The following is a 25,159-nucleotide window of genomic DNA, read 5'->3' as shown; positions in this document are numbered from 1 at the left end:
CCCCGTATCGGACCGGTCCAGCCGGTCCGGCGCGAGCCGTGTACGGCGTCCCCGCTCCCGGCCGCACGGCTGGCCACCCCCTTTGCCCGTTATCGTCCGAAAAGAACGGCCTCCCCGTCGACTCGGTCGACGGTTCCGGGGCCGGTCGCCGGGGCCCCGCCCCGGCCGCTCCCCCCACCCGCAGTCGCTGAGCACCGAGATCGGCCCATCCGGAAGGATTCCCATGTCTGAGAACCACGACGCGATCGTCACCGACGCGAAAACCGAGGCCGCGGGCGGCTGCCCGGTCGCGCACGACCGCGCTCCGCACCCGACCCAGGGCGGCGGAAACCGACAGTGGTGGCCGGAGCGCCTCAACCTGAAGATCCTCGCCAAGAACCCCGCCGTGGCCAACCCGCTCGGCGAGGACTTCGACTACGCCGCGGCCTTCGAGGCCCTCGACCTCGCCGCGGTGAAGCAGGACATCGCCGAGGTGCTCACGACCTCGCAGGACTGGTGGCCCGCCGACTTCGGCAACTACGGCCCCTTCATGATCCGTATGGCCTGGCACAGCGCGGGCACCTACCGCATCAGCGACGGCCGCGGCGGCGCCGGTGCCGGACAGCAGCGCTTCGCCCCCCTCAACAGCTGGCCGGACAACGTCAACCTGGACAAGGCCCGCCGTCTGCTGTGGCCCGTCAAGAAGAAGTACGGCCAGAGCCTCTCCTGGGCCGACCTCATGATCCTCACCGGCAACGTCGCCCTGGAGCAGATGGGCTTCGACACCTTCGGCTTCGCCGGCGGCCGCGAGGACGTGTGGGAGTCCGAGGAGGACGTGTACTGGGGTCCCGAGAACGTCTGGCTCGACGACCAGCGCTACACCGGCGACCGTGAGCTGGAGAACCCGCTCGGCGCCGTCCAGATGGGCCTCATCTACGTCAACCCCGAGGGCCCGAACGGCAACCCGGACCCGATCGCCGCGGCCCGCGACATCCGTGAGACGTTCCGCCGCATGGCGATGAACGACGAGGAGACGGTCGCCCTGATCGCGGGCGGTCACACCTTCGGCAAGACCCACGGCGCCGGCCCGGCGGAGAGCGTCGGCGACGACCCCGAGGCCGCCCCGATCGAGTCGCAGGGTCTGGGCTGGAAGAGCACCTACGGCACCGGAAAGGGCGCCGACGCCATCACCTCCGGCCTGGAGGTCACCTGGACCACCACGCCCACCCAGTGGAGCAACGGCTTCTTCGACAACCTCTTCGGCTACGAGTGGGAGCTGACCCAGAGCCCCGCGGGCGCCAACCAGTGGAAGCCGAAGGACGGCGCGGGCGAGGGCACCGTCCCGGCCGCGCACGACCCGGCCAAGAAGATCGCTCCCTCGATGCTCACGACGGACCTGTCGCTGCGCTTCGACCCGATCTACGGTCCGATCTCCCGCCGCTTCCACGAGAACCCCGCCGAGTTCGCGGACGCCTTCGCGCGGGCCTGGTACAAGCTGACCCACCGTGACATGGGCCCGAAGTCCCTCTACCTCGGCCCGGAGGTCCCGGAGGAGACGCTGCTGTGGCAGGACCCGCTGCCGGAGGCGGAGGGCGAGGTCATCGGAGCCGACGACATCAGCGCCCTCAAGGCGAAGATCCTCGGCTCGGACCTGACGGTCGCGCAGCTCGCCTTCACCGCCTGGGCGTCGGCCTCGACGTTCCGCGGCAGCGACAAGCGAGGCGGCGCCAACGGCGGCCGCATCCGTCTGGAGCCGCAGCGCGGCTGGGAGGCCAACGACCCCGACACGCTGGCGACGGTGCTGCGCACGCTGGAGGGTGTCCAGCGTGACTTCAACTCCGGTGACAAGCACGTCTCGCTGGCCGACCTGATCGTCCTCGGCGGCGTCGCCGCGGTCGAGAAGGCCGCCGAGGACGCCGGTCACGACGTCCAGGTGCCCTTCACCCCGGGCCGTGTGGACGCGACGGACGAGCAGACCGACGCGGAGTCCTTCGCCGCGCTGGAGCCGACCTCGGACGGCTTCCGCAACTACCTCGGGAAGGGCAACCGGCTGCCGGCCGAGTACCTGCTGCTCGACCGGGCGAACCTGCTGACCCTGAGCGCCCCGGAACTCACCGTCCTCGTCGGCGGTCTGCGTGCCCTGGGCGCGAACCACGGGCAGTCCTCGCACGGTGTCCTCACCGCGACCCCCGGCAAGCTCACCAACGACTTCTTCGTCAACCTGCTCGACCTGGGCACGACGTGGAAGGCGACGTCGGAGGACGCGACCACCTTCGAGGGCCGCGACGACACCACCGGCGAGGTCAAGTGGACCGGCACGCGTGCCGACCTCGTCTTCGCCTCGAACTCCGAACTGCGCGCGCTCGCCGAGGTCTACGCGAGCGACGACGCCCAGGCCAAGTTCGTCAAGGACTTCGTCGCCGCCTGGGACAAGGTCATGAACCTGGACCGGTTCGACCTCGTCTGAGGTCGGGCGGCGCCTGACGCCGCCCGACACGGCCTGACGTACGGGCCGGTCCCCGCGGGGGCTGGCCCGTACGCGTTCCCCTGCGTGAAAGGCCGCGGCGTTCCCGGCCGCGCCCGTCGCGCCGCCGGGGGCGGTGGCGTTCTAGGCTGAAGGTCATGAGCTCACACTTTGACGTGGTGGTCCTGGGCGCCGGCCCGGGAGGATATGTCGCGGCGATCCGGGCCGCCCAGCTCGGACTCAGCACGGCGATCATCGAGGAGAAGTACTGGGGCGGTGTGTGTCTCAACGTGGGGTGCATCCCGTCGAAGGCGCTGCTGCGCAACGCGGAGCTCGCCCACATCTTCACCCAGGAGGCCAAGACCTTCGGTATCCAGGTGAACGGGGAGGTGAGCTTCGACTACGGAGCGGCCTTCACCCGCAGTCGCAAGGTGGCGGACGGACGCGTCAAGGGCGTCCACTACCTGATGAAGAAGAACAAGATCACCCAGTACAGCGGCCGTGGCACCTTCCGCGACGACCACACGCTCGACGTCGCCCTGGCCGACGGTGGCACGGAGACGGTCACTTTCGGCAACTGCATCGTCGCCGCCGGCGCCACCACCAAGCTGCTCCCCGGAACCTCGCTGAGCGAGCGTGTGGTGACGTACGAGGAGCAGATCCTTTCGGACACCCTCCCGGACAGCATCGTCATCGCGGGCGCCGGCGCCATCGGCGTGGAGTTCGCCTACGTGCTCCACAACTACGGCGTCCAGGTCACCCTCGTCGAATTCCTCGACCGGATCGTCCCGTTGGAGGACGAGGAGGTCTCCGCCGAACTGTCCCGCCGCTACAAGCGGCTCGGCGTCAACGTGCTGACCTCCACCCGTGTCGAGGCGATCGACGACTCCGGGGACAAGGTCAAGGTCATGGTGACCACGGGCGGGCAGCGGCAGACGCTGGAAGCCGGCAAGGTGCTCCAGGCGATCGGGTTCCAGCCTCGCGTACAGGGCTACGGCCTGGAGAACACCGGTGTGAAGCTGACCGACCGCGGTGCGATCGACATCGACGGCCGGTGCCGAACGAGCGTGCCGCACATCTACGCCATCGGAGACGTGACGGCGAAGCTGATGCTGGCCCACGCCGCCGAGTCGATGGGCATCGTCGCCGCGGAGACGATCGCCGACGCGGAGACCATGGAACTCGACTACGTCATGATCCCGCGGGCGACCTACTGCCAGCCGCAGATCGCCAGTTTCGGCTGGACCGAGGCGCAGGCACGCGAGAGGGGCTTCGACGTCAAGGTGGCGAAGTTCCCCTTCACGGCGAACGGAAAGGCCCACGGCCTGGGCGAGACGGCGGGATTCGTCAAGATCCTCAGCGACGCGCGCTACGGCGAACTCCTCGGCGCGCATCTGATCGGCCCTGAAGTCACCGAACTGCTGCCGGAGTTGACGCTCGCTCAGCAGTGGGACCTGACGGTCCACGAGGTCGCACGCAATGTGCACGGGCACCCGACGCTGGGCGAGGCGGTCAAGGAGGCCGTGCACGGGCTGGCCGGCCACATGATCAACATGTGACGGGTGAATGCCGCCGCGCCCCTTCCGACCTGCAGCGCAGCGAGCCAGGAAGGGGTGCGGCGGCGTCCCTGGGACTTTTCTGGACTTCCGGCCCCATCAACCGGCACGAGCGCGAAACAGCCGAAAGGCCATTCGCACAGGCCGGCGACCGCCGGTCACTCATCGTGGCAGGTCACCGCGTCGGCCGGAACGACGCTCGGCAACGGTCCCGTCTGTTTCAGTTGCCACAACACCGTCGTCGAGGGCTGAGCCAACCGGCATCGCGTCACCGCCCACCCCCTGCTCAGGCCTCGCCGAACCGGGCCGGCCGCGTGTACGGCCACCGCTCGACGCCGGGTACTCCCTCGCCACGGCCACCGTCACAATGTCACGAACCTGTTCGAAGACCGCTCCCGCTCGGTGCGATCAGGCGGCGGCACCGCTCCCATGAGGCACGATCACCGGGACATTCCGAATCCCGGGGGACTTCTCATGGCTCACACAGCTCGTTCACGCCGTACCACCGCCGCACTCGCCGCTCTGTCGATCGGCATCCTGGCCCTGACCGCATGCAACGGTGACGCCGAGAACGACGTAACCACCCCGGGCACGCACGCGAGCCCTTCCGCCACGGGTACGGACGAGGGCACCGACACGCCCTCGTCGGCCGACCCGGGTGACGGTGGCGGCGGCAGCGGGAAGTCCTCCGGCAGCCCCAGCACCCCGCCGTCGTCGCCGAAGCCCGGGGCCGACGACGATCAGGACGGAGGTGTCGGCATGTGCGAGACGGCCGACCTCACCTACAACGTCACCGTCGCGTCCAGGCCTGTCAATCACGCCTTGCTGACCGCGAGCAACAAGGGCAGCGACCCCTGTCTGCTGTCGGGGAACGAGCTGGTGATCACGATCCCGGGACTCGACGGCGCCGCCGGGCACATGGGACCCAACGGCAAGGACTGGATTCTGAAGCCCGGCGAGAGCGCGTATGCCGGGATCATGTTCTCGCGCGCCGACACCGCGGGTGGCAAGAGCACAGACAAGGTGGAGGTGGCACTCACCGCTTCCGAGAGCCCGACGACCGTTCCTGTCAACGATGGCCCCATCACGGTCAACGACAGCCAGGTCACCAGCTTCTTCGGTACCGCCGAGGACGCGCTGACCTACTGAGCTCTTTCAGCATGGCCGCTGATCGGGTGACGGGCTCGATGTCCGCAACGCACGAGGCTCCTGTGCCGCTGGGGAAGGTGTTCGAAGTCTCAACCCCCAAGCCCAGGAGTCGCGTTGGTTCCGAATTCTGCCGCACTCGACCTGCCCCCACCCTGGTCGAGTGGGCCACCCCGTACTGCTCCGGGAAGGTCCGAGGGGCGGTGGGCCTGCTTGACGTACGTCATCGTGCTCACCGTCGAGGACGGGCGCTCACGAGAAGGAGCAGCACAGCTCTGCCGAATCGCCGCGCGGACGACGACGCACTCGGCCGGGCCGGCGAGGCGATCCACTCGTCGCAAGGGCGGTCGGCCAACACCACCCCTGACCCGCCATCAGCCAACTGCACTCTCGACAACGCCTCTGACCAGGCCAGACAACGAAACACTGCTGGAGTATTAATACTCCAGCAGCACTTTGACGTTTTCCCTGTTCAGGGGCGGTTTGGGTGAGTGTAGTGGGCTGATTGCTGGCCTGTGTTCTCTTTCCCGGGCCGCCCCTCGATCGTGTGCAGCCGCCGTCGGTAGTGGCAACGCTCTGGGCAGCCTTCGGGCGTGATTGACGAGCGTGCAGTTGAGATCTGGAACGACGAGCTCGAGGAACTGTTCCTGCGTACCGGACACCGCTTCAAGCGCGTCGAGCCGCGTCGCAGGATGCGTGACTACATCCGTGGATTGATGGGCCCGGTCGGCCGAAAGAACGGGTGGCAACTGGCCGAATACGCTGGACACCAAACCCCTGACCGCCTGCAGCGGCTCCTCAACGGCGCTCGCTGGAACGCCGACGAGCTCCGCGACGACCTCCAGGGCTACGTAGCCGAACGACTCGGCGAGCCCGACGGCATCCTCGTCCTCGACGACACCGGCTTCCTGAAGAAGGGCACCACTTCGGCCGGCGTGCAACGGCAGTACTCGGGCACCGCCGGCCGCACCGAAAACTGCCAGATCGGCGTGTTCGCCGCCTACGCCACCACACGCGGACGCGCCCTGGTGGACCGGGAGTTGTATCTGCCCAAGTCCTGGACGGATGACCGCGCCCGCTGCCGCGCCGCCCACATTCCTGACGAGCGCACCTTCGCCACCAAGCCTGACCTGGCCAAGGCCATGGTGCTGCGGGCGATCGCCTCTCCCCTGCCGATCGCCTGGGTGACCGCCGATTCTGCCTACGGCCAGGAGTGGCGCTTGCGCCGCATGCTGGAAGAGACCGCCGTCGGCTACGTCCTGGCCGTCCCGAAGTCCCAGCAAGTGCCGCACTTCGGACGCATCGATCACCTCTTCTCCCAGGCACCGGGCGAGGCATGGGAGAGACGTTCGTGCGGTGACGGCGCGAAGGGCCCGCGCTTCTACCACTGGGCTGCCCTGCAGATCACGTCCATCGAGGACTTCGACGGCGACATGCCCACCCACCAGCGGTGGGCACTGGCCCGCCGCAGCATCAACAAGCCCGACGAGATCGCCTACTACCTCGCCCATGCACCGCTCGGCACCACGATCGAGACCCTGGTCCGTGTCGCCGGGATGCGCTGGGCCATCGAGGAAACCTTCCAGGCCGCGAAGAACGAATGCGGCCTGGATCAGTACGAAGTCCGCCGCTACACGGGCTGGATGCGGCACGTCACTCTGGCCATGCTGGCGCATGCCTTCCTGGCCGTCATGGCCGCCGACGCCGCGGCAAAAGGGGCAGCAGAAACGGTTCCTGCCTTGCGCCCCTCACCGTGGCAGAAGTTCGGCGGCTCCTGGCAACTGTCCACTCACCCACGGCTCGCCAGCCCCTCATCAACGCACGCGCACTGAGATGGTCACACTGGCGCAGACGACGCCAAGCCGTCGCCCGACAATGCCACTACCGACGACGGCTGCACACGATCGAGGGACGGCCCGGGAAAGAGAACACAGGCCGGCAATCAGCCCACTACACTCACCCAAACCGCCCCTGAACAGGGAAAACGTCAAAGTGCTGCTGGAGTATTAAATCGTTGGCGTGCGACCCGATGGCGCTTGTACGTTGGGATCGCGACCGCGCCTCCGATGCGCTCGGCTGCGGCTACTTCCTTCCGAAACCAAGTAACGCCGCCGCCACCTTTGATCTCGGCAGGCGCGGGCGCGTTCGCCCCGTCGGGGCGTCTTCGCCCCGTCGACCTTGTGGCCGGGGCCGTCCAAGTCCTTTGAATCCGGGGGGATTCGCTGCCTCGTCACACCCCGCGCGTCTCCAAGATCTGGTCCGAGATGCTCGTGGCCCCGCACATCTCGGCCACCGCCCGCACCCTGTCCCCACCACGGCTCGGTCACGAGTGCACGCCGGACTTCCGCACCTACGAGGGCGGCCAGGCCTTCGTCCGGGAACCCCGCGAGGAACTCTTCCTGCTCGCGGTCGGCAACTTCGTCTCCCAGCGCACCTTTTACGAGAGCGGTGCGGAGCGGGACGACCGGTACGCCCGCCTCGTCGGTGAACTCGCTCTCCAGGACCCCGCGTGGACGGCCGGCCTGCTGCGCTGGCTTCGCGGCGAGGGCAACATGCGCACGGCGTCCCTGGTGGGCGCCGCCGCGTACGTGCGGGCCCGGCTCAGGGCCGGGGAGTCCGGGGGCCCGTCCAACCGGTCCGTGATCGACTCGGTGCTCCAACGCGCCGACGAGCCCGGCGAACTGCTCGCCCACTGGATCTCGGCGTACGGGCGGAACGTGCCGCAGCCGGTGAAGCGGGGCATCGCCGACGGCGTACGCCGTCTGTACACGTCTCGGTCCCTGCTCAAGTACGACACCGCGTCCAAGGGTCTGCGCTTCGGCGACGTGCTCAACCTGGTGCACGCCTCCCCCGACCCGGACAAGCCCTGGCAGGGTGCGCTCTTCCGGTACGCCCTGGACCGCCGCCACCACCCGGAACAGGCGGTTCCGCCGTCCTTTGACCGTCTGCTGACCGCCCACCGGACCCTGATGGAAGCGCCTGCGGACGAGCGGCGCGCCTTGGTGACCGGGCCGGGCGGCTCCGAGCGGCTGGCCGCGGCAGGCATGACGTGGGAGGTGCTGGCGGGTTGGCTCCACGGACCGATGGACGCCGCTGTCTGGGAAGCCATGATCCCCACGATGGCGCCGATGGCGCTCCTGCGGAACCTGCGGAACTTCGACGAGGCGGGAGTCTCGGACGACGTCGCGGCCCAGGTCGCCGCCCGTCTCTCGAACGCCTCCGAGGTGGCCCGGTCCCGGCAGTTCCCCTTCCGCTACCTGGCCGCACACCAGCACGCACCGTCGCAGCGCTGGGCGGCCGCACTGGAACAGGCACTGACCCACTCCCTGGCCAACGTACCGCCGCTGCCCGGCCGGACCCTGATCCTGGTGGACCGGTCCGACTCCATGTTCTGGGACACGGTCTCCGAGCGGTCCAAACTGACCCGGTCGGACGCGGCGGCCGTGTTCGGCACCGCGCTGGCCATGCGCGCCGAGCAGGCGGATCTGGTGGAGTTCGGCTGGAGCAGCGCGCAAGTGCCGTTCGAGGCGGGCGAGCCGGCGCTCGATGTGCTGAAACGGTTCCGCAGTCTTGGAGGCACCCACACCACGAAGGCGGTGCGGACCCATTACCGGGGGCACGACCGGGTCCTGATCGTCACCGACGAACAGGCCGCCCCCTACGGACGCGGCGGAGCGGCAGAACCGGTCCCGCCCGGCATCCCGGTCTACACCTGGAACCTTGCGGGATACCAGCCCGCCCACGGACCGACGGGCCCCCACCGGCACACCTTCGGCGGCCTCACGGACGCCGCGTTCCGGATGGTCGGCCTCATCGAGGCCGGCCGTGAGGCCGCGTGGCCGTGGACCGCCGCACCGGCGTGATCCGCACGGTCACGCCCCAGCCGGTGGATCGGGTGCGCCATCAGCACCCCTGCCCGTCCAGCGCCCATCGCCGGAAGGCACCAGACACACATCAGAACGGGGGCTCTGCGCTCCAGGCCGTGGTCGAGGGCTGTGGCGGACGGGACTTGTCCTGAGCAGGACGGCAACGGCGTCTTCGACCCGGCCGAGCCGACGAGGTACCCGGCCAACTCGTGACTGTTCACGGAGGCGTGGGGTCGCAGGACCGCGACAGCCTCCTCGGCGCGTCCGGCGCCGGCCAGCAGCTCGGCAATGTGCGGCGCCGCGTACGACGTGCCGCCCTCGGGGTGAGCCCGGGCCCGTTCGATCGCTTCGTCGACGCGGTCGCAGGCGGCCGGCAGCGGAAGCCGGATCCAGAAGGGGTCCCACTCCTCCTCGCCACGGCGTGCCTTCAAGGCATCGAGGCGGGCCGGGCCGTCCTCGGGGCGGCCCGCGTCGGCGATGAGCCCGCCGAGCTACGGGAAAGGATCAGTGAATAACGACGCCAAGGAAGCTGAGAGCCTGGCTCGGGATGCTGACGTCAGCGGTGTTGGTCCTGTCGGCGACAGGGTGCGGAACACAGCGGGCAGGGACGCCGCCGACGCATACCGGAGTTCGCGTCCAACGCCGACCGGCACGAGGCGGACCGGTGCAGAGCGTGATCCTGGTCCGGGGGCGGAGCGTGACCAGCGGCTCCGGCTCGACGCTCCGTAAGTCGGGGGCGGCCGCTGCGTCGAGGTACGTACTGTGGCGGCGTGTCCTTCTTCGCCTTTTACGACGCCGAACATTTCTACGGCGAGCCGGAGCCTGTGCCCGGGGCGCGCGTGTCCTTCGTTCCCGACAAGCTGTTCGCCGCTCGTGAGCGCCGTCCCGTGCGACCGGCGGACCGACAGCCGGTCGGCGACGAGGGACTGATGGTGAACGAGATCGCCGCCGATGCCCGGCAGTGGCCGTCCAGCCTGTGGCGCGTGGCCGATCTCGAGCCGATGCGGCCGCTGTACGGCTACAGGTGGGTGCCCTGCCGGGCCTTCACGGTCATGGAGCAGGTGCCCGAATGGCTGGTCGCCGGCCCGCACGGGGACGCCGTGGAATGGGTGATCGCCCGGACGCGAACGCTGACCGGCGCCCAGGCCGACGCCCTTGCCGCGCTGTCGGACGACGGCGAAGAGCCTCTGATACGAACACTGTGGTCTCGCTGGTCGCGAGGCCACCACACTCTTTCTCCGGTCGGATGCGCCCTGACGACTCTCAACAGGGTTGTCACTGAGGCCGCTCACCGGGTGGGCCCGCATTTGTTCGGTCCGGATGAGGAGGTCGACGTCGAGGTGCTCAGCGATCCGGCCTGGCTGCGGGCCTTTCGTGCGGCGTACGCGGCCGCGCTGGCGCTCGGAGCCCCCGAGCTGCTCGCGCCCCGGGAAAACGCGGTGCTCGCCCGTCGCTGGACCACCGTGTTCGGCTCACCTGACCTGCCCCGACGATAGCGAGCGTGGCGACACCGAGAGCCGGGTGGTGCGCATCGATCGGCTCTCGGAGTCGGGCGAGCGTGAAGTGGCCCGCTACTGGCGAAGGATGACGCATGGTCAGCCGCGCCGGGGTCGGTGACCACCGCGATCCCGGCGGCGGTTCTCCTCCAGGCGGGCCGCGCCGTCGGCATCCTGAAGCGGTCGTGATCCGCCATCGCCGGAAGGCCGGCGCTCGGCGCTGCCCCCACGCGCCTCGCCGCCGTCCACCAAGCGGACACACGGGTAACAAGATGCCCGGCGCATCTAATGTGCGAGGTGCGCCGACCGATCGAGGGGAGCCCGACATGACCGAGGTGCGGACCGAGTCAGACGTCAGTGGCACGGGCACGGTGGTGGCGCTCCGCGACGTGAGCGTCCACCGTCACACCAGCGGCCAGGTGATCCTCTCGGACATCGACTGGACGGTACGGGCCGGTGAGCACTGGGCCCTGCTCGGAGCCAACGGCGCGGGCAAGACGACCCTGCTGCGGCTGCTGGGCGCACTGATGCATCCGACGACGGGGAGCGTCGAGGTGCTCGGCTGCCGGCTCGGCCGGGTCGACGTGCGCGAGCTGCGCGCCCGTATCGGCCATGTGAGTACGGCCCAGCGCGTACCGCAGGACCTCGACGCCCACTCCGTCGTCCTGACGGGCCACACCGGCACGGTCCAGCCGCTGTGGCGGATGTACGACGCCGAGGTGCGTCGGCGTGGCCACGAACTGCTCGCCGAGCTGGACATCAAGGAGCTGGCCGACCGGCCGTACGGGGTCTGCTCGGGCGGGCAGCGGGCCCGTGTCCTGATCGCCAGGGCGCTGATGGCAGAGCCGGCCCTGCTGCTGCTCGACGAGCCGTTCAACGCCCTGGACCTGCCCTCCCGCGAGGACCTCGTCGAGGCCATGCAGCGGCTGGCCGAGAGCCGCCCGGAGCTGGCCACCGTGACGGTCACCCACCATCTGGAGGAGCTGTCCCCGGCCGTCAGCCACACCCTGCTCCTGCGCGAGGGGCGCGTCCTCGCGCAGGGCACCGTCGAGGACACCCTGACCGATTCCTGGATGACCACCTGCTTCGGACGGCGGATCACCGTGGTCCGGCACGGCGGGCGATGGGCGGCCTATTCCGGCTCCCACCAGGGTAGTTGACAGCGGTACGAAGCAACTCGCGGCGTGGGAAAGGAAAGTGACGGGCGTCATGGCCGCCCAGTGAGTGCGGACAACGCGTGCGGCCGCCCCCGGCGAAGTCCCCGGCGTGAGCGCATCCGCACGGCGGGGCGCACCGGTCGAGGGAGTGTGCCCTGTACGCGCCCCCGCCCGTACGGCGAAAATGCGCCTGTCGACGGTCATTTCGCCAAGACACCGAGTACCCCGCCGCCAAGTCACCAGGAAAGCAGGTCGGCTGTCGTGCTGTTGCGTCTGCCCACGTCCGTGTCCGAAGCACAGGAGTACATGACCGAAGGGGATGTACCCATCGGCGGCGCCACACTGTTGTGGGCCACCTGGCAGCGGGACGGGTTCCCCGACCGGGCCATGTCGCTGCGCGAGCTCCCGGAGGCCAACACGATCGAGCCCGAGGCCCTGGGTTCGGCCGTGGTGCTCAGCCGCATAGACGACCGCGTGCCGGAGGTGCTGCGCCGGGCGGCCGCCGGCGTGGGGACCGGCGCCGTACGCCGGACGGCCACGGTGGGCGGCAACATCGTCGGCAGCACGCTGCGTTGTCTGCTGCCCGCGGCCCTCGTCCTGGACGCCCGCGCGGTGATCCTGGAACCGGAGGGCGTCACCGAGACCGATCTGGCCGAGGTGCTCGCCAAGCGTCACCTGCTCCTGAGCCTGCGCTGGCGCACACCGGTCACCAGCAACTACGTCAAGGCCGCGGCCGAGCCGGGCGGACCGTCGCCGCTCGTCGTCGCCGCCGCCCTGCACCGCGTCGACGACGGCCGGACCCTCCTTCGCGTCGCGGTCCGTTCCGAGGACGAGGTGTTCAGCGAGAGCGCCGAGTGCCACGGCGACACCGACGCCGAGGACATTCTGCGCACACTGCGGAACGGTTCCCTCGGCCGGCTTCCGGCCTCGGCGGGGGAACTCGTCGGCCGACAGGTGACCGACCTGCTGGCGCGCGCCGCCGACCGCTAGAGGTACTCGTCGTCCCCGCCTTCGTGGAAGACGGGGACGGAGACGCGCTCTCCCCGGGCCCCTGCCGGCAGGGGCCCGGGGCCCGGGAATTCAACAGGTGCCGGTCAGTCGTACCGATCCGGGGACGGAGACGCAGGCGCGCCCGTCCCCGGCGGGCCGCCATCCCTGGCTTCCGGCCCGCTGAACGGCATGTCCGCCCGGCGCGGTGCCGGGGACCGCGTTCGCACGGACCTCCGGCACCGGCCGCCGGACCACTTCCCTAATTCATCAACGTGGAAATCGCACGGCGGACTCCCGACTCTGGGTCCAGGCACCGGGAACCTCCCGGACCACTCGGAGGAAGGACGGAGCACATGCCCTCCACCCGCACCCCTGCCGCCGGTTCCCCGCCGGCCGTACGACACAACCTGGTCCTGGTGGTCACCTGCGTCGCCCTCGGCGCGGTGGTCGCCGCCATGGCGTCGCTCAATGTGGCGCTGCCCGATCTCGCCCGCGAGACACATGCCACCCAGACACAGTTGTCCTGGATCATCGACGCCTACAGCCTGGTCTTCGCCTCGCTGCTGCTGCCGGCCGGCGCCCTCGGCGACCGTTTCGGCCGCAGGCGGGCCCTGCTCGCGGGACTGGCGATCTTCGGCGCCGGATCCGCCGCCGCCTCGCTGACCACCGAGCCCTCGGCGCTCATCGTGCTGCGGGGCGTCCTGGGAGTGGGGGCCGCGCTGGTCATGCCGGCCACGCTCTCGACCATCACCAGCACGTTCCCGCGCGCCCAGCGGGCCCGAGCGGTGAGCGTCTGGGCGGCGGTCGCCGGAGCCAGCGCGCTGGTGGGTCTGTTCGCCTCCGGGGCCCTGCTGGAGGGCTGGTCATGGCGATCGGTGTTCCTGCTGAACGTCGCTCTGGCCCTGGTCGCCCTGGTCGGCACGTTGCTGTTCGTGCCCGAGTCCGCGGAACCGCGGCAGCCTCGGCTCGACGTCGGTGGCGCTGTCCTCGCCGTGGCGGGCCTGGTCACGCTGGTCTACTCGGTCATCGAGGCGCCGACCCGCGGGTGGGCCGACCCGGTCACGCTCGCCGGGATCGGGCTGGGCCTGGCCGTGCTGGCGGGGTTCGTCGTCTTCGAACTGCGCCGCGAGAACCCGCTGCTCGACCCCCGGCTCTTCCGCAACCGCCACTTCGCCGCGGGCTCGCTCTCGATCATGCTTCAGTTCTTCGTGTTCTTCGGATTCGTCTTCGTGATGATGCAGTACCTGCAACTGGTGCGGGGCGACAGCGCCTTGATGGCGGCGACCGCGATGCTGCCCATGGCCGTGACCATGGTGCCTGTCTCCCGCGCCACCCCTGTGCTGGTCGGCCGGTTCGGCTTCCGGGGGCCCTGGGTGGCCGGTCTCGCCGGTGTCGCGGCAGGCATGGGGATTCTTTCCCGGCTCGACGCGTCCAGCCCGTACTGGATCATCGCGGCCGGTCTCGTACCGCTGGGTGCGGGGATGGGCCTGGCCATGACACCGGCCACGACCGCCATCACGGACGCGCTGCCGCGCTCGCTGCAGAACGTCGGTTCGGCCATGAACGACCTGGCACGCGAGCTCGGCGGCGCCCTGGGGATCGCCGTCCTCGGCAGCCTGCTCAGCGCCGCCTACCGCGACCACCTGAGCAGCCTGCCCGGCCTGCCGCAGCAGGTGGCGGACGCGGCGCGCTCCTCGCTGGCCGCCGCCCATTCCATCGGCGGCCCTGTCTCCGGCCGGGCGACGGCCGCGTTCGTCGACGGCATGCACCTGGCGCTGCTCGGCGCCGCCTCGGCCGCCGTGCTGGCCGCCGTCGCCGTCGCGGCCCTGCTGCGTTCGGCTCCGGGGCCGGAAGCCCCTGCCGAGGACGACGAGGTTCCGGGCACCGTCGACGCACGGGAGCGGGCCGCGCAGGAGCAGCCCTCGTACCTCTGAACTGCCGCAGAGAACTCCGGACCGGCGCCTCGCACTGTGCGAGGCGCCGGTCTTCGTCGTGTCGGGGGCCCGACCAGGAGACCGGAACGGGGGCGCCGCGCCGGTCTTCGGTGCGTCGGGCCCCACCGGCACGACGGAACGGGACGGCCGGTCAGGGGCGCGGCACCGGTCGTGGTCGTGTGTCGGGGCGGCCCACCCGCGGAACGGACCGACCGATGGATCAGGGGCGCGGCACCGGTCGTCCGGCGGGTCGGGCGTCCCGCTCGGGGCGGCCGGGGCCGCGCAGGGCCTGCCGCAGTTGCGGGCTCACGAAACGGACCAGGTCGTCGGTCGTCATGGAGACGATGGGCTCCAGCCGCAGCAGATAGCGGGTGGCGATCAGCCCGGCCACCACGGTGGTGAACGCGGCGGCACGTTGCCGGGCGTCGCGTCCCGGCACGAGGGCCGCGATCCGGTCGACGATCTCGCGTTCGAGCGCCTCCTTCACCAGCGAGCCGAGGGAGTCGTCGTCGATCGCGGTCTTCATCATCGCGAGCAGGGGCGGACCCGTCACGGGGTCGTCCCAGACGGCGACGACCTGACGGACGACCCGTTCGGGGAACGTGCTGAGCTCACCCTCCTGCACGACCCGCGCGAGGAGTTCGGCCGGGTTGGCACCCAGCGCCAGAGCGGCACCGAACAGCCCCTTCTTGGACCCGAAGTAGTAGCTGATCAGGGCGAGATCGACGTCGGCCTCGCCGGCGACGGCCCGGAGGGTCACCGCGTGATAGCCGTCCTCGAGGAAGCGCCGCCGGGCGACGGCCAGGATCGCGGCCCGGGTGTCCGGGCTTCCCGGCCTGCGTCCGCGCTGTGAACCGGGTTTATTCATCACAGACGAATTCTATGGCGCCGCCGAACACGTCGCGGTGTGCTCGGCGGCGTCGCGGTGCGTTCCCATGTGTCGCGCGTTCCCATGTGTCGCGGTGCGTTGCCATGTGTCGCGATGCGCTGCCGTCTGTTGCGGTGCGTTCTGATGCGTCGCCCTGTGTACCGATGTCTGCCACTTCTTACGAAATGGCATCGTTAATCCGTATGAGTGGTACATCACACACCGAGGCCGTAGCGTCGAGGCAGAGCCGACACGCTGACGGCCACATGACAGAGCGTCCCGCATGGAGCTGATATGCGCAGAAACTCAATCCGGACCGCGTTCACCGTCTGCGCGGCCGCGTCGCTCGCAGCGGTGATGGGTACCGCTTCCGCCGCCCCCGCGACCTCGCACGCCACGCACGCCACGCAGCAGCGACAGGCGCCCCCTGTGCTCGTGGACTGCTTCTGGCATCCGGATGTGCGCCCCGCCGAGTTCATCCTGGCCTGCGGCGACGGCAACAGCCGACTCGTCTCGCTCCACTGGTCGCACTGGAACCAGGACTCCGCGGTCGCCCGCGGCGTCAACATGGTGAACGACTGCAAGCCGTACTGCGCGGCGGGCAAGTTCCACTCGTACCCGGTCATCGTCCGCCTGGACCACCCGCAGCCGTGGAAGAAGCAGCCGCAAGTGCAGCACTACGCGCGGATGACGCTGACCTACACCCACGACCACCCGGACGGATACGCGCAGAAGGTCAGCTACCCGCTGTGGGACTGACGCCGGCCGTTCGCCGACCTGGCGTCGCGGACTGACGGCCCCCGCCCGAGGCCGTTCCGAGGGGTCACCCGAGAACACACAAGCGCGCCGGACTCGCCGACGGTGTTCACCGTCGACTCGCCGATGGTGAACACCGTACGGAACCCCACAGCCACGGAAACAGGTACAAAATGGGGCGTGTGGGTATCCGGCGCATGTCAGTGGACCGTCTCGTGCAGCAACCGTCGGGCCGCGGTCTGGTGGCGATCCCGCTCGCGTTGATCGTCGTGATCACCGTGGTGGACATCCGCTCCCCCACCGACGTCCATCTGGGCCCCCTGCTGGTCATCGCGCCGACCCTCACGGCCTCGCTCGCGGGCCCCGCGCTGACGGCCCTGGTCGGCGTGCTGGCCGTCGCCGCCCAGGTGGTCATCGCCGTCCTGCACGGCGGACTCGGCACCACCAACCACATCGCGCAGCTCATCGCTCTGGTGGTGCTCTCCGCCCTGGTCGTGTTCGTGTGTCATGTACGGGAGCGGCGCGCCCGGGAGCTGGTGCGGGCGCGCTCGATCGCCGAGACCGCGCAACGCGTGCTGCTGCGCCCCCCGCCGCGCCGGATCGGTCCGCTGCGCGTGGCCTGGCTGTATCTGGCCGCCGAGGACGACACCCAGATCGGCGGCGACCTGTTCGCGGTCACCCGGGCCGCCGGCGCGTCCACCCGCGTCATCATCGGGGACGTCCGGGGCAAGGGACTGGCCGCCATCGGCGAGGCCTCGGTGGTACTGGGCGCCTTCCGCGAGGGCGCCCACCGGTACGCCACGCTCCCCGAACTGACGGCGGCCCTCGAGGTGAGCGTGTGCCGGGACCTGGACGAGGTGGCCGACACCGAGCACGACCCGGGCGAACACTTCATCACGGCGCTCGTTCTCGACATCCCCGACGACGGCGCGCAGGTCGAGATGATCAACTGTGGTCATCCCCCGCCACTGCTCCTGCGTGACAACCGGGTCACCGTCCTGCACGCACGGCATCCCGTGCCCCCGCTGGGCATGTGCGAGCTGCCCGCCACCAGCCATCACTCCGATCCGTTCGCCTTCGAGGCCGGCGACTTCCTGCTGCTGTACACCGACGGCGTGATCGAGGCCCGCTCCCCGGACGGCGCCTTCTACCCCTTGGCGGACCGGGTGGCCACCCTCACCGCCTCCAGCCCCGACGTCCTGCTGCGCCAGATCCACGACGATCTCGTCCGGCACATCGGTGACCAGCCCGGCGACGACGCCGCCTTCCTGGTCATCGAACGCACCCCCGCGCACCACCTCCGCCTCTCGCACCGCACGCCGGACGGCCACCACCGGCTTCCCACCGACGGATCGCCGCCTCCCGCACAACTCTGAACGCACGACGCCCTAGGCGACACCGCGCTTCTCGCGCCCGTGCCCGACTCGCGAGGCCGGCCGCCGCGGGGCCACGATGGTGGGAGATCGACTCGACGCAGGGGCTCACCCAGGGAGGCTCCCGTGGCCCACACCTTCGGAACCGACGTCGTGGTGGCGGGTGCGGGCCCGGTGGGTCTCACGGCGGCCGCGGAGCTGCGCAGGCGCGGGGTCCGCTGCCGTATCGTCGACCGGCTTCCGGCTCGGCTCCCGTACGCGAAGGCGGTGGGCATCCAGCCGCGCACGCTGGAGATCTGGGACCACATGGGGCTCACCCGCACGGTCCTGGAGGCGGCGGTACCGATGTACGGGCAGCTCGCCTACGTCAACGGCACCGAACAGGCCCGGATCGACCTCGTCCTGCCGCCCGAGGTGCCGTACGGCTTCGCCGCCCTGCCGCAGTACGAGACCGAGCGCATCCTCGACACCTATCTCGCACGGTTCGGTACCGGGATCGAGCGGGGCACGGAACTGGTCGCGTTCAGCCAGGACGCCGACGGTGTGACGGTCGCCCTGCGGTCGGCGTCCGGAGCCGAGGAAGAGGTCAGGGCGCGCTATCTGGTGGGCTGCGACGGCGCGCACAGCATCGTGCGCAGGAAGCTGGGACTCACCTTCGAGGGCAGCGCGTTCCCGGAGGAGTACATGCTCGGTGATGTCGAGGTGGACTGGGACCTGCCGCAGGGGTACGGCGTCCGTGCCATGCACCGGAACGGCGACGGCGAGGTGGACGACATCCTGGTGTGCATCCCGCTGCCCGGCCGGAACCGGTACCGGATGTCCATGATGGTCCCGCCCGCACTCTCCACGGCGGGGCGGAACGACGGGCCGGCCGACGGCGTCGTCCACGGCCTGGACGGCGGACACGCTCCCGCGCTCTCCGACATCCAGACCGTGCTGGACCGGCTGTCCCCCCGTCCCACGACCGCCTCCCGTCTGCGCTGGTCCTCTGTCTTCCGCATCAGTCACCGGATCGTCGACCGCTACGGCGACGGCCGGGTCTTCGTCGCGGGCGACGCGGCGCACATCCACCCCCCGACCGGTGCCCAGGGCATGAACACGGGTATCCAGGACGCCTGGAACCTGGCCTGGAAACTCGTCCTCGCCATCGAGGGCGGCGCGCGCCGCGATCTGGCGGCGAGTTACGACGCCGAACGGCGTCCCGTCGGTGAGGAGGTCGTCGAGCGCACGGTCCGCCACGCGACCCAGGGCGTCCAGGCGGACCCGGCCGCCCCGGGGACCGTGATGCTGCGCGAGGCACAGCTCCTCGTCGGCTACCGCGGCAGCCCGCTCGTGGGCCCCGCCTCCGAGGGCCCCGGACCCCAGCCGGGCGACCGGGCACCCGACTGCACCGGCCTCGCGACGGACATCGCCACCTTCCCGCTGCGCCTCTACGACCTCCTGCGCGATCGCGGGCACGTTCTGCTGGTGTACGGGGACGGCGAGCAGAGCGGTCAACTCGCCCAAGTGGCGGGTGAGTTCTCCGGAGGGCGGGTCGGTACCTGCGTGATCCGGCCCGCCGGGAGCACCACGAACACCTCGGGCTCTCCGGCGTACGTCGACGCGCTCGGCGAGTTCGCCCGTCTGTACGGCGTCTCCGACGGGGTGACCGCCTTCGTGGTCCGCCCGGACGGATACATCGGCGCCCGCCTCTGTCCGCCGACGGCGGCGCAGCTGACGGCCCACCTCGCCCGTACCTTCGCCCCGGCCGACTCCGGCACCCGGTAGCGGTAGCCTCAGGCCTCAACGGGCGGGATCATTCCATCAGTTGGACCGCGAGGGTCGCGCCGAGCTCCCAGCACGCCTCGATGTCGGCCTTGCCCGGCTCGCCGGTCACCTTCACCGCCTCGGCCGCACGGCGCCAACCGAGGCCCGTCGTCACGGACTCGATGCCGCGCACCGCCCCCGTGACGTCGTTTCCGCCGTGCACGTAGTAGCCGAAGGGGCGCGCGGCCGTCGTGTCCAGGCACGGGTAGTAGACCTGGTCGAAGAAATGCTTCAGCGCGCCCGACATGTAGCCGAGGTTGGCCGGGGTGCCGAGCAGATAACCGTCGGCGGCCAGCACATCCGAGGCGGTCGCCTCCAGCGCCGCCCGCCTCACCACCCGGACGCCCTCGATCTCGGGCGCCGTCGCGCCGGAGACCACGGCTTCGAACATGGCCTGGCAGTTGGGCGAGGGCGTGTGATGCACGATCAGCAGAGTAGGCACACCCCGCACCCTGCCGCGCCGCCCGCCGTCGCCGCAAGCACCACCGGGCCGAGCCGACCGCCGACTTGGACGAGGAGACCCCGGCTCCCCGCCCGTGCCTCCGACTCCCCGCCGCAGGCGCCGGGGTCCGGGCGCCGACACCGTCCGTCACGGGTGCCGCACGGCCGGGAGGCGGCGGCCCGCCCGGCTGCACGATCGGGTGCGCGGTGCAAGGCTGGAAGTAATCCGGAGCGGTTGGAGCCCGGCTGTTTCGGCACACCGCGACCGAAGGGTGATCCGATGACCAGCCGCCGGAAGAAGGACGGCCAGCACACCTCCGGGGCCGGCACGGCCGCCGCGTCGGCCGCCCGATCCCAGCCCGCCGGGGTCGAGCAGGCCGTGGACGAGCTGGTGGCGCGTGGCCTGGAGGCATTGGGAGAGTACGCCGACTACACCCAGGAACAGATCGATCACATAGTGAAGAAGGCCAGTCTGGCCGCGCTCGCCGAGCACACCCGACTCGCCATGATGGCGGTCGAGGAGACCGGGCGCGGCGTCTTCGAGGACAAGGCCGTCAAGAACATCTTCGCCTGCGAGAACATCACCCACTCGATGAAGGGTGTGAAGACCGTCGGCGTGATCCGCCGCGACGACATCGACGGGATCGTGGAGATCGCCGAGCCCGTCGGGGTGATCGCTGGCGTCACGCCCGTCACCAACCCCACGTCCACCACCATCTTCAAGGCCCTGATGGCGCTGAAGACCCGCAATCCGATCATCTTCGGCTTCCACCCGGCCGCGCAGAACTGCTCCGCCGAGGCCGCCCGGATCGTCCGGGACGCGGCCGTGCGGGCGGGCGCCCCCGCCCACTGCGTGCAGTGGATCGAGCGGCCGTCCAAGGAGGCCACCAGCGCCCTGATGAACCACCCCGGAGTGGCGTCGATCCTGGCGACGGGCGGCAACGCGATGGTCCGGGCCGCCTACAGCTGCGGCAAGCCGGCGCTGGGCGTCGGGGCCGGGAACGTACCCGCCTACATCGAGAAGAGCGCCCAGATACGGCGTGCGGTCAACGACGTGGTGCTCTCCAAGACCTACGACTACGGCATGGTGTGCGCCTCGGAACAGGCCGTGATCCTGGACCGGGAGATCCGCGACGAGGCGATCGGGGAGTTCCGCAAGCTCAAGGCGTACACGGCCAACGACCAGGAGAAGGCGCTGCTGGAGGCGTACCTCTTCGGTGTCGGCGCCGAGCAGCAGGGCGGACGCGACTGCGCGGGCGCCCACTTGAACGCCGACATCGTCGGGCAGAGCGCGGTCGCCATCGCCGAGGGAGCCGGCTTCGAGGTGCCCAAGGACACCTCGGTGCTCCTGGTCGAGGTCTCCGAGGTCGGTGTCGAGGAGCCGCTGACCCGGGAGAAGCTCTGCCCGGTGCTGGCCGTGCTGACCGTGGACAGCCGGACCGACGGGGTGCGGCTGGCCACCGAGATGGTGGAGTTCAACGGTCTGGGCCACTCGGCCGCCGTCCACACCGAGGACGCGGCGTTCGCCGAGGAGTACGGGCATGCCGTCAAGGCCTGCCGGGTGATCTGGAACGCGCCCACCTCGCAGGGCGGAATCGGTGACGTCTACAACGCGTTCATGCCGTCCCTGACCCTGGGCTGCGGCTCGTACGGCAGCAACTCGGTCTCCGGGAACGTCACCGCGCTCAACCTGATCAACATCAAGCGGATCGGGCGGCGGAACAACAACATGCAGTGGTTCAAGATCCCGCCGAAGATCTACTTCGAGCGCGACTCCATCAAGTACCTCGCCGACATGCGCGGCGGACGCCGGGTCGTCGTCGTCACCGACAAGACCATGGTGGAGATCGGCCACCTGGAGCGGATCCGCACGGTCCTCCGGCGCCGCAGCGAGCCCTCCGAGGTCCGGGTGATCGACAACGTCGAGCCCAACCCGAGCATCGACACCGTGCGCGCGGGCGCCGAGATGATGCGCCACTTCGAGCCGGACACCATCATCGCCCTCGGCGGCGGTTCGCCGATGGACGCCGCCAAGGTGATGTGGCTCATGTACGAGCATCCGGAGGTCGAGTTCGCGGACATGAAGGAGAAGTTCTTCGACATCCGCAAGCGCGCCTTCACCTTCCCCGACCTGGGCACCAAGGCCGATCTGGTGTGTATCCCGACCACCTCGGGCACCGGCAGCGAGGTCACCCCGTTCGCCGTCATCACCGACACGGCCACCGGCCAGAAGTACCCGCTGGCCGACTACGCGTTGACCCCGAGCGTCGCCATCTGCGACCCGGCGCTCACGTCCCGTCTGCCCAAGGACATCACCGCGGACTCCGGCTTCGACGCGCTCACGCACTGTCTGGAGACCTATGTCTCGGTGTACGCCAACGACTTCACCGACGGGCTGGCGTTGCAGGGCATCCGGCTGATCTTCGGCAATCTGGAACAGGCCGTGCTGGACGGGCCGAACAACCCGGTGGCGCGGGAGAAGATGCACAACGCCGGCACCATCGCGGGCATGGCCTTCGGGTCGGCGTTCCTCGGCGTGGTGCACGCGATGGCGCACACCCTGGGCGCGACCTTCCACGTCGCCCACGGCCGCACCAACGCGCTGCTGCTGCCGCACGTGGTCCGCTACAACGGATCGGCGCCCACCAAGGTCACGAGCTGGCCGAAGTACCACAACTACGTCGCCCCCGAGCGCTACCAGGACGTCGCCCGGATGCTGGACCTGCCCGCCGACACCCCGGAGGAGGGTGTGGAGTCCCTCGCCCACGCGCTGGAGGAACTGCGCGAGAAGGTCGGCATCCCGCGATCGTTCAAGGACGCCGGGGTCGACGAGGCGGCGTTCCTGGACGCCCTGCCCGAGCAGGCGATGTTCGCCTACGAGGACCAGTGCGCGCCCGCCAACCCGAGGCTGCCGATGCTGGCCGACATGCAGGAACTGATGCGCCGCGCCTACTACGGCGACCCGGTGTGAGCCCCCGTACGAACGCCAAGGCCCCGATCGACCGAGAAGGAGTCGTACACCGATGACCACGCAGCAGCAGCGGCCCGTCCGGAGCGCCTGGGACGGCTTCCGGGGAGGTCTGTGGCGCGACGAGATCAACGTACGGGACTTCATCCAGCAGAACTACACCCCGTACGAAGGTGACAACTCCTTCCTGGCCGGTCCCACCGAGCGCACCACGACCGTGTGGAAGAAGATCACCGATCTGTTCCCCGAGGAGCGCGCCAAGGGCGTCCTGGACGTGTCCTACGACGTCCCGTCCACCATCACCGCGCACCCGCCGGGCTGGATCGACCGCGACCGTGACCTGATCGTCGGTCTTCAGACCGACGCCCCGCTGAAGCGGGCCATCATGCCCTTCGGCGGCTGGCGGATGGTGGCCGGTGCGCTCAAGACGTACGGCTATCCCGTCTCGCCGGAGCTGGAGAAGGTCTTCACGCAGTACCGCAAGACCCACAACGCCGGGGTGTTCGACGCGTACACCCCGCAGATCCGGGCGGCCCGGAAGGCGGGCATCGTCACGGGCCTGCCCGACGCCTACGGCCGGGGGCGCATCATCGGCGACTACCGGCGGGTCCCGCTGTACGGCGTGGACCGTCTGATCGAGGCCAAGCAGGAGGAGAAGGCCGACCTGGACGCCCTGCCCCGCGACCCCGCACGCCTGGAGGAGGTGATCCGCGAACGCGAGGAGATCTCCGAGCAGATCCGTGCGCTGGGCGAGCTGAAGGAGATGGCCGCCTCCTACGGATCCGACATCTCGGGCCCGGCGAGCACCGGCCGCGAGGCCGTGCAGTGGCTGTACTTCGCCTACCTCGCGGCGGTCAAGGAGCAGAACGGCGCCGCGATGTCCCTCGGCCGCACCTCCACCTTCCTCGACGCCTACCTCCAGCGGGACATCGCCGCCGGGATCCTCGACGAGAGCGCGGCGCAGGAGATCGTCGACGACTTCATCATCAAACTGCGGATCGTGCGGTTCCTGCGCACCCCGGAGTACGACGAGCTGTTCTCCGGCGACCCGACCTGGGTCACGGAGTCCATCGGCGGCATCGGTTCGGACGGCCGCACCCTGGTCACCCGGACCTCCTTCCGCTACCTGCAGACCCTGTACAACCTGGGGCCCGCGCCCGAGCCGAACATGACGGTGTTCTGGTCACCGGCGCTTCCGCAGGGCTTCAAGGAGTTCTGCGCGCAGGTCTCGATCGACACCTCCAGCCTCCAGTACGAGTCCGACGAACTGATGCGCCCGCGCTTCGGGGACGACACCGCCATCGCCTGCTGTGTCTCGGCGATGGAGGTCGGCAAGCAGATGCAGTTCTTCGGCGCCCGGGTCAATCTCGCCAAGACACTGCTGTACGCCATCAACGGCGGCCGCGACGAGCTGTCCGGCACCCAGGTCGGCCCGGCCACCGGGCCGGTCACCGGCGAGACGCTGGACTACGACGAGGTGCTGGGCCGGCTCGACCGGCAGATGGAGTGGCTGGCCGAGACGTACGTCCACGCCCTGAACGTCATCCACTACATGCACGACAGGTACGCCTACGAGCGGCTGGAGATGGCGCTCCACGACCGTGACATCCGGCGCACCATGGCATGCGGCATCGCCGGGCTCTCGGTCGCCGCGGACTCCCTGTCGGCGATCAAGTACGCCCAGGTCGCTCCGGTGCGGGACGAGACGGGGCTGGCCGTGGACTTCCGCATCGAGGGCGAGTACCCGGCGTACGGCAACAACGACGAGCGGGCCGACTCGATCGCGGTGTGGCTGGTCGAGGAGTTCATGCGCAAGGTGCGCAAGCACCCCACCTACCGGGGCGCCGAGCACACTCAGTCGGTGCTCACCATCACCTCGAACGTGGTGTACGGGAAGAAGACCGGCAACACTCCGGACGGCCGCCGCGCGGGCGAGCCGTTCTCGCCCGGCGCCAACCCGATGAACGGCCGTGACACCCACGGTTACGTCGCCAGCGCGCTGTCGGTGGCCAAGCTGCCGTACGAGCAGGCGGAGGACGGGGTCTCGCTCACGAACACGATCACCCCGGACGCGTTGGGCCGCACCCCCGAGGACCGGATCCGCAATCTGGCGGGAGTCCTGGACGGCTTCGTCACCTCCCAGGGCTTCCACATGAATGTCAACGTGCTCAACCGGGACACGCTGATGGACGCGATGGAGCATCCGGAGAAGTACCCGCAGCTCACCGTCCGGGTCAGCGGTTACGCGGTCAACTTCGTGCGGCTGACGCGGGAGCAGCAGCTCGACGTGCTGGGCCGCACCTTCCACGGGTCGCTGTAGCCGCCTGCCTCCCGGGGAGAGCGGACCGCGCACCGCGCT

At 70.0% G+C, this 25,159-nt stretch carries 17 protein-coding genes; 15 read left to right on the top strand and 2 right to left on the bottom strand.

What is annotated here, in order from left to right; genetic code table 11:
- Nucleotides 1-223 precede the first annotated feature (223 nt).
- From katG to OG780_RS39530, 10 genes are all read left to right on the top strand, one after another.
- Complete coding sequence (gene katG, locus OG780_RS39575) at nt 224-2,446, top strand: catalase/peroxidase HPI (protein ID WP_328456495.1); 2,223 nt, start codon at nt 224-226, stop codon at nt 2,444-2,446.
- 155 nt (nt 2,447-2,601) lie between these two features.
- Complete coding sequence (gene lpdA, locus OG780_RS39570) at nt 2,602-4,002, top strand: dihydrolipoyl dehydrogenase (RefSeq protein WP_328456493.1); 1,401 nt, start codon at nt 2,602-2,604, stop codon at nt 4,000-4,002.
- A gap of 471 nt (nt 4,003-4,473) precedes the next feature.
- Entirely contained in the window at nt 4,474-5,148 is a 675-nt protein-coding gene (locus OG780_RS39565) for a DUF4232 domain-containing protein (RefSeq protein WP_328456491.1), read from the top strand.
- Nucleotides 5,149-5,762: 614 nt separating this feature from the next.
- On the top strand, nt 5,763-6,977 hold the full coding sequence (locus OG780_RS39560) for an IS701 family transposase (RefSeq protein ID WP_443062348.1): 1,215 nt from the start codon (nt 5,763-5,765) through the stop codon (nt 6,975-6,977).
- 432 nt (nt 6,978-7,409) lie between these two features.
- Nucleotides 7,410-9,008 (top strand): TROVE domain-containing protein, encoded by a 1,599-nt coding sequence (locus OG780_RS39555; protein ID WP_328456489.1) that lies wholly within the window; start codon nt 7,410-7,412, stop codon nt 9,006-9,008.
- A 230-nt stretch (nt 9,009-9,238) separates the two neighbouring features.
- Nucleotides 9,239-9,526 (top strand): hypothetical protein, encoded by a 288-nt coding sequence (locus OG780_RS39550; protein ID WP_328456487.1) that lies wholly within the window; start codon nt 9,239-9,241, stop codon nt 9,524-9,526.
- Nucleotides 9,527-9,781: 255 nt separating this feature from the next.
- On the top strand, nt 9,782-10,507 hold the full coding sequence (locus OG780_RS39545; protein WP_328456485.1) for a hypothetical protein: 726 nt from the start codon (nt 9,782-9,784) through the stop codon (nt 10,505-10,507).
- A 326-nt stretch (nt 10,508-10,833) separates the two neighbouring features.
- The gene (locus tag OG780_RS39540; RefSeq protein WP_328456483.1) at nt 10,834-11,667 is read left to right on the top strand and encodes an ABC transporter ATP-binding protein; all 834 of its coding nucleotides are present in this window, start codon (nt 10,834-10,836) and stop codon (nt 11,665-11,667) included.
- A gap of 258 nt (nt 11,668-11,925) precedes the next feature.
- Nucleotides 11,926-12,654, top strand: a complete 729-nt coding sequence (locus OG780_RS39535; protein WP_328456482.1) for an FAD binding domain-containing protein — start codon at nt 11,926-11,928, stop codon at nt 12,652-12,654.
- Nucleotides 12,655-13,007: 353 nt separating this feature from the next.
- The gene (locus OG780_RS39530; protein ID WP_328456480.1) at nt 13,008-14,588 is read left to right on the top strand and encodes an MFS transporter; all 1,581 of its coding nucleotides are present in this window, start codon (nt 13,008-13,010) and stop codon (nt 14,586-14,588) included.
- A gap of 220 nt (nt 14,589-14,808) precedes the next feature.
- Here OG780_RS39530 and OG780_RS39525 read toward each other — a convergent pair whose 3' ends face one another.
- A complete protein-coding gene (locus tag OG780_RS39525; RefSeq protein ID WP_328458701.1) occupies nt 14,809-15,456 on the bottom strand; it encodes a TetR/AcrR family transcriptional regulator in 648 nt (215 codons plus the stop codon).
- A gap of 294 nt (nt 15,457-15,750) precedes the next feature.
- Between OG780_RS39525 and OG780_RS39520 the strand changes: the two genes are divergently transcribed.
- From OG780_RS39520 to OG780_RS39510, 3 genes are all read left to right on the top strand, one after another.
- Complete coding sequence (locus tag OG780_RS39520; protein ID WP_328456478.1) at nt 15,751-16,215, top strand: hypothetical protein; 465 nt, start codon at nt 15,751-15,753, stop codon at nt 16,213-16,215.
- Between the two features lie 194 nt (nt 16,216-16,409).
- A complete protein-coding gene (locus OG780_RS39515) occupies nt 16,410-17,588 on the top strand; it encodes a PP2C family protein-serine/threonine phosphatase (RefSeq protein ID WP_328456476.1) in 1,179 nt (392 codons plus the stop codon).
- 123 nt (nt 17,589-17,711) lie between these two features.
- Nucleotides 17,712-19,352 carry an FAD-dependent monooxygenase gene (locus OG780_RS39510; RefSeq protein ID WP_328456474.1) on the top strand — a complete coding sequence of 547 codons (1,641 nt, stop codon included), beginning with the start codon at nt 17,712-17,714 and terminating at the stop codon, nt 19,350-19,352.
- Between the two features lie 28 nt (nt 19,353-19,380).
- Here the strand turns inward: OG780_RS39510 and OG780_RS39505 are convergent, their stop codons facing one another.
- A complete protein-coding gene (locus OG780_RS39505) occupies nt 19,381-19,833 on the bottom strand; it encodes a flavodoxin family protein (protein ID WP_328456472.1) in 453 nt (150 codons plus the stop codon).
- Nucleotides 19,834-20,112: 279 nt separating this feature from the next.
- On the opposite strand from OG780_RS39505, the gene adhE reads away from it, so the two are divergent.
- Both adhE and pflB read left to right on the top strand, forming a co-directional pair.
- Complete coding sequence (adhE, locus tag OG780_RS39500) at nt 20,113-22,803, top strand: bifunctional acetaldehyde-CoA/alcohol dehydrogenase (RefSeq protein ID WP_328456470.1); 2,691 nt, start codon at nt 20,113-20,115, stop codon at nt 22,801-22,803.
- Nucleotides 22,804-22,855: 52 nt separating this feature from the next.
- Complete coding sequence (pflB, locus tag OG780_RS39495) at nt 22,856-25,120, top strand: formate C-acetyltransferase (RefSeq protein WP_328456468.1); 2,265 nt, start codon at nt 22,856-22,858, stop codon at nt 25,118-25,120.
- Nucleotides 25,121-25,159 lie beyond the last annotated feature (39 nt).

The sequence above is a fragment of the Streptomyces sp. NBC_00386 genome, from assembly GCF_036063235.1.
Classification (GTDB): domain Bacteria; phylum Actinomycetota; class Actinomycetes; order Streptomycetales; family Streptomycetaceae; genus Streptomyces.
The sequence above is the reverse complement of the archived record's forward strand: the minus strand, read 5'-3'. Positions and strand labels throughout refer to the sequence as shown.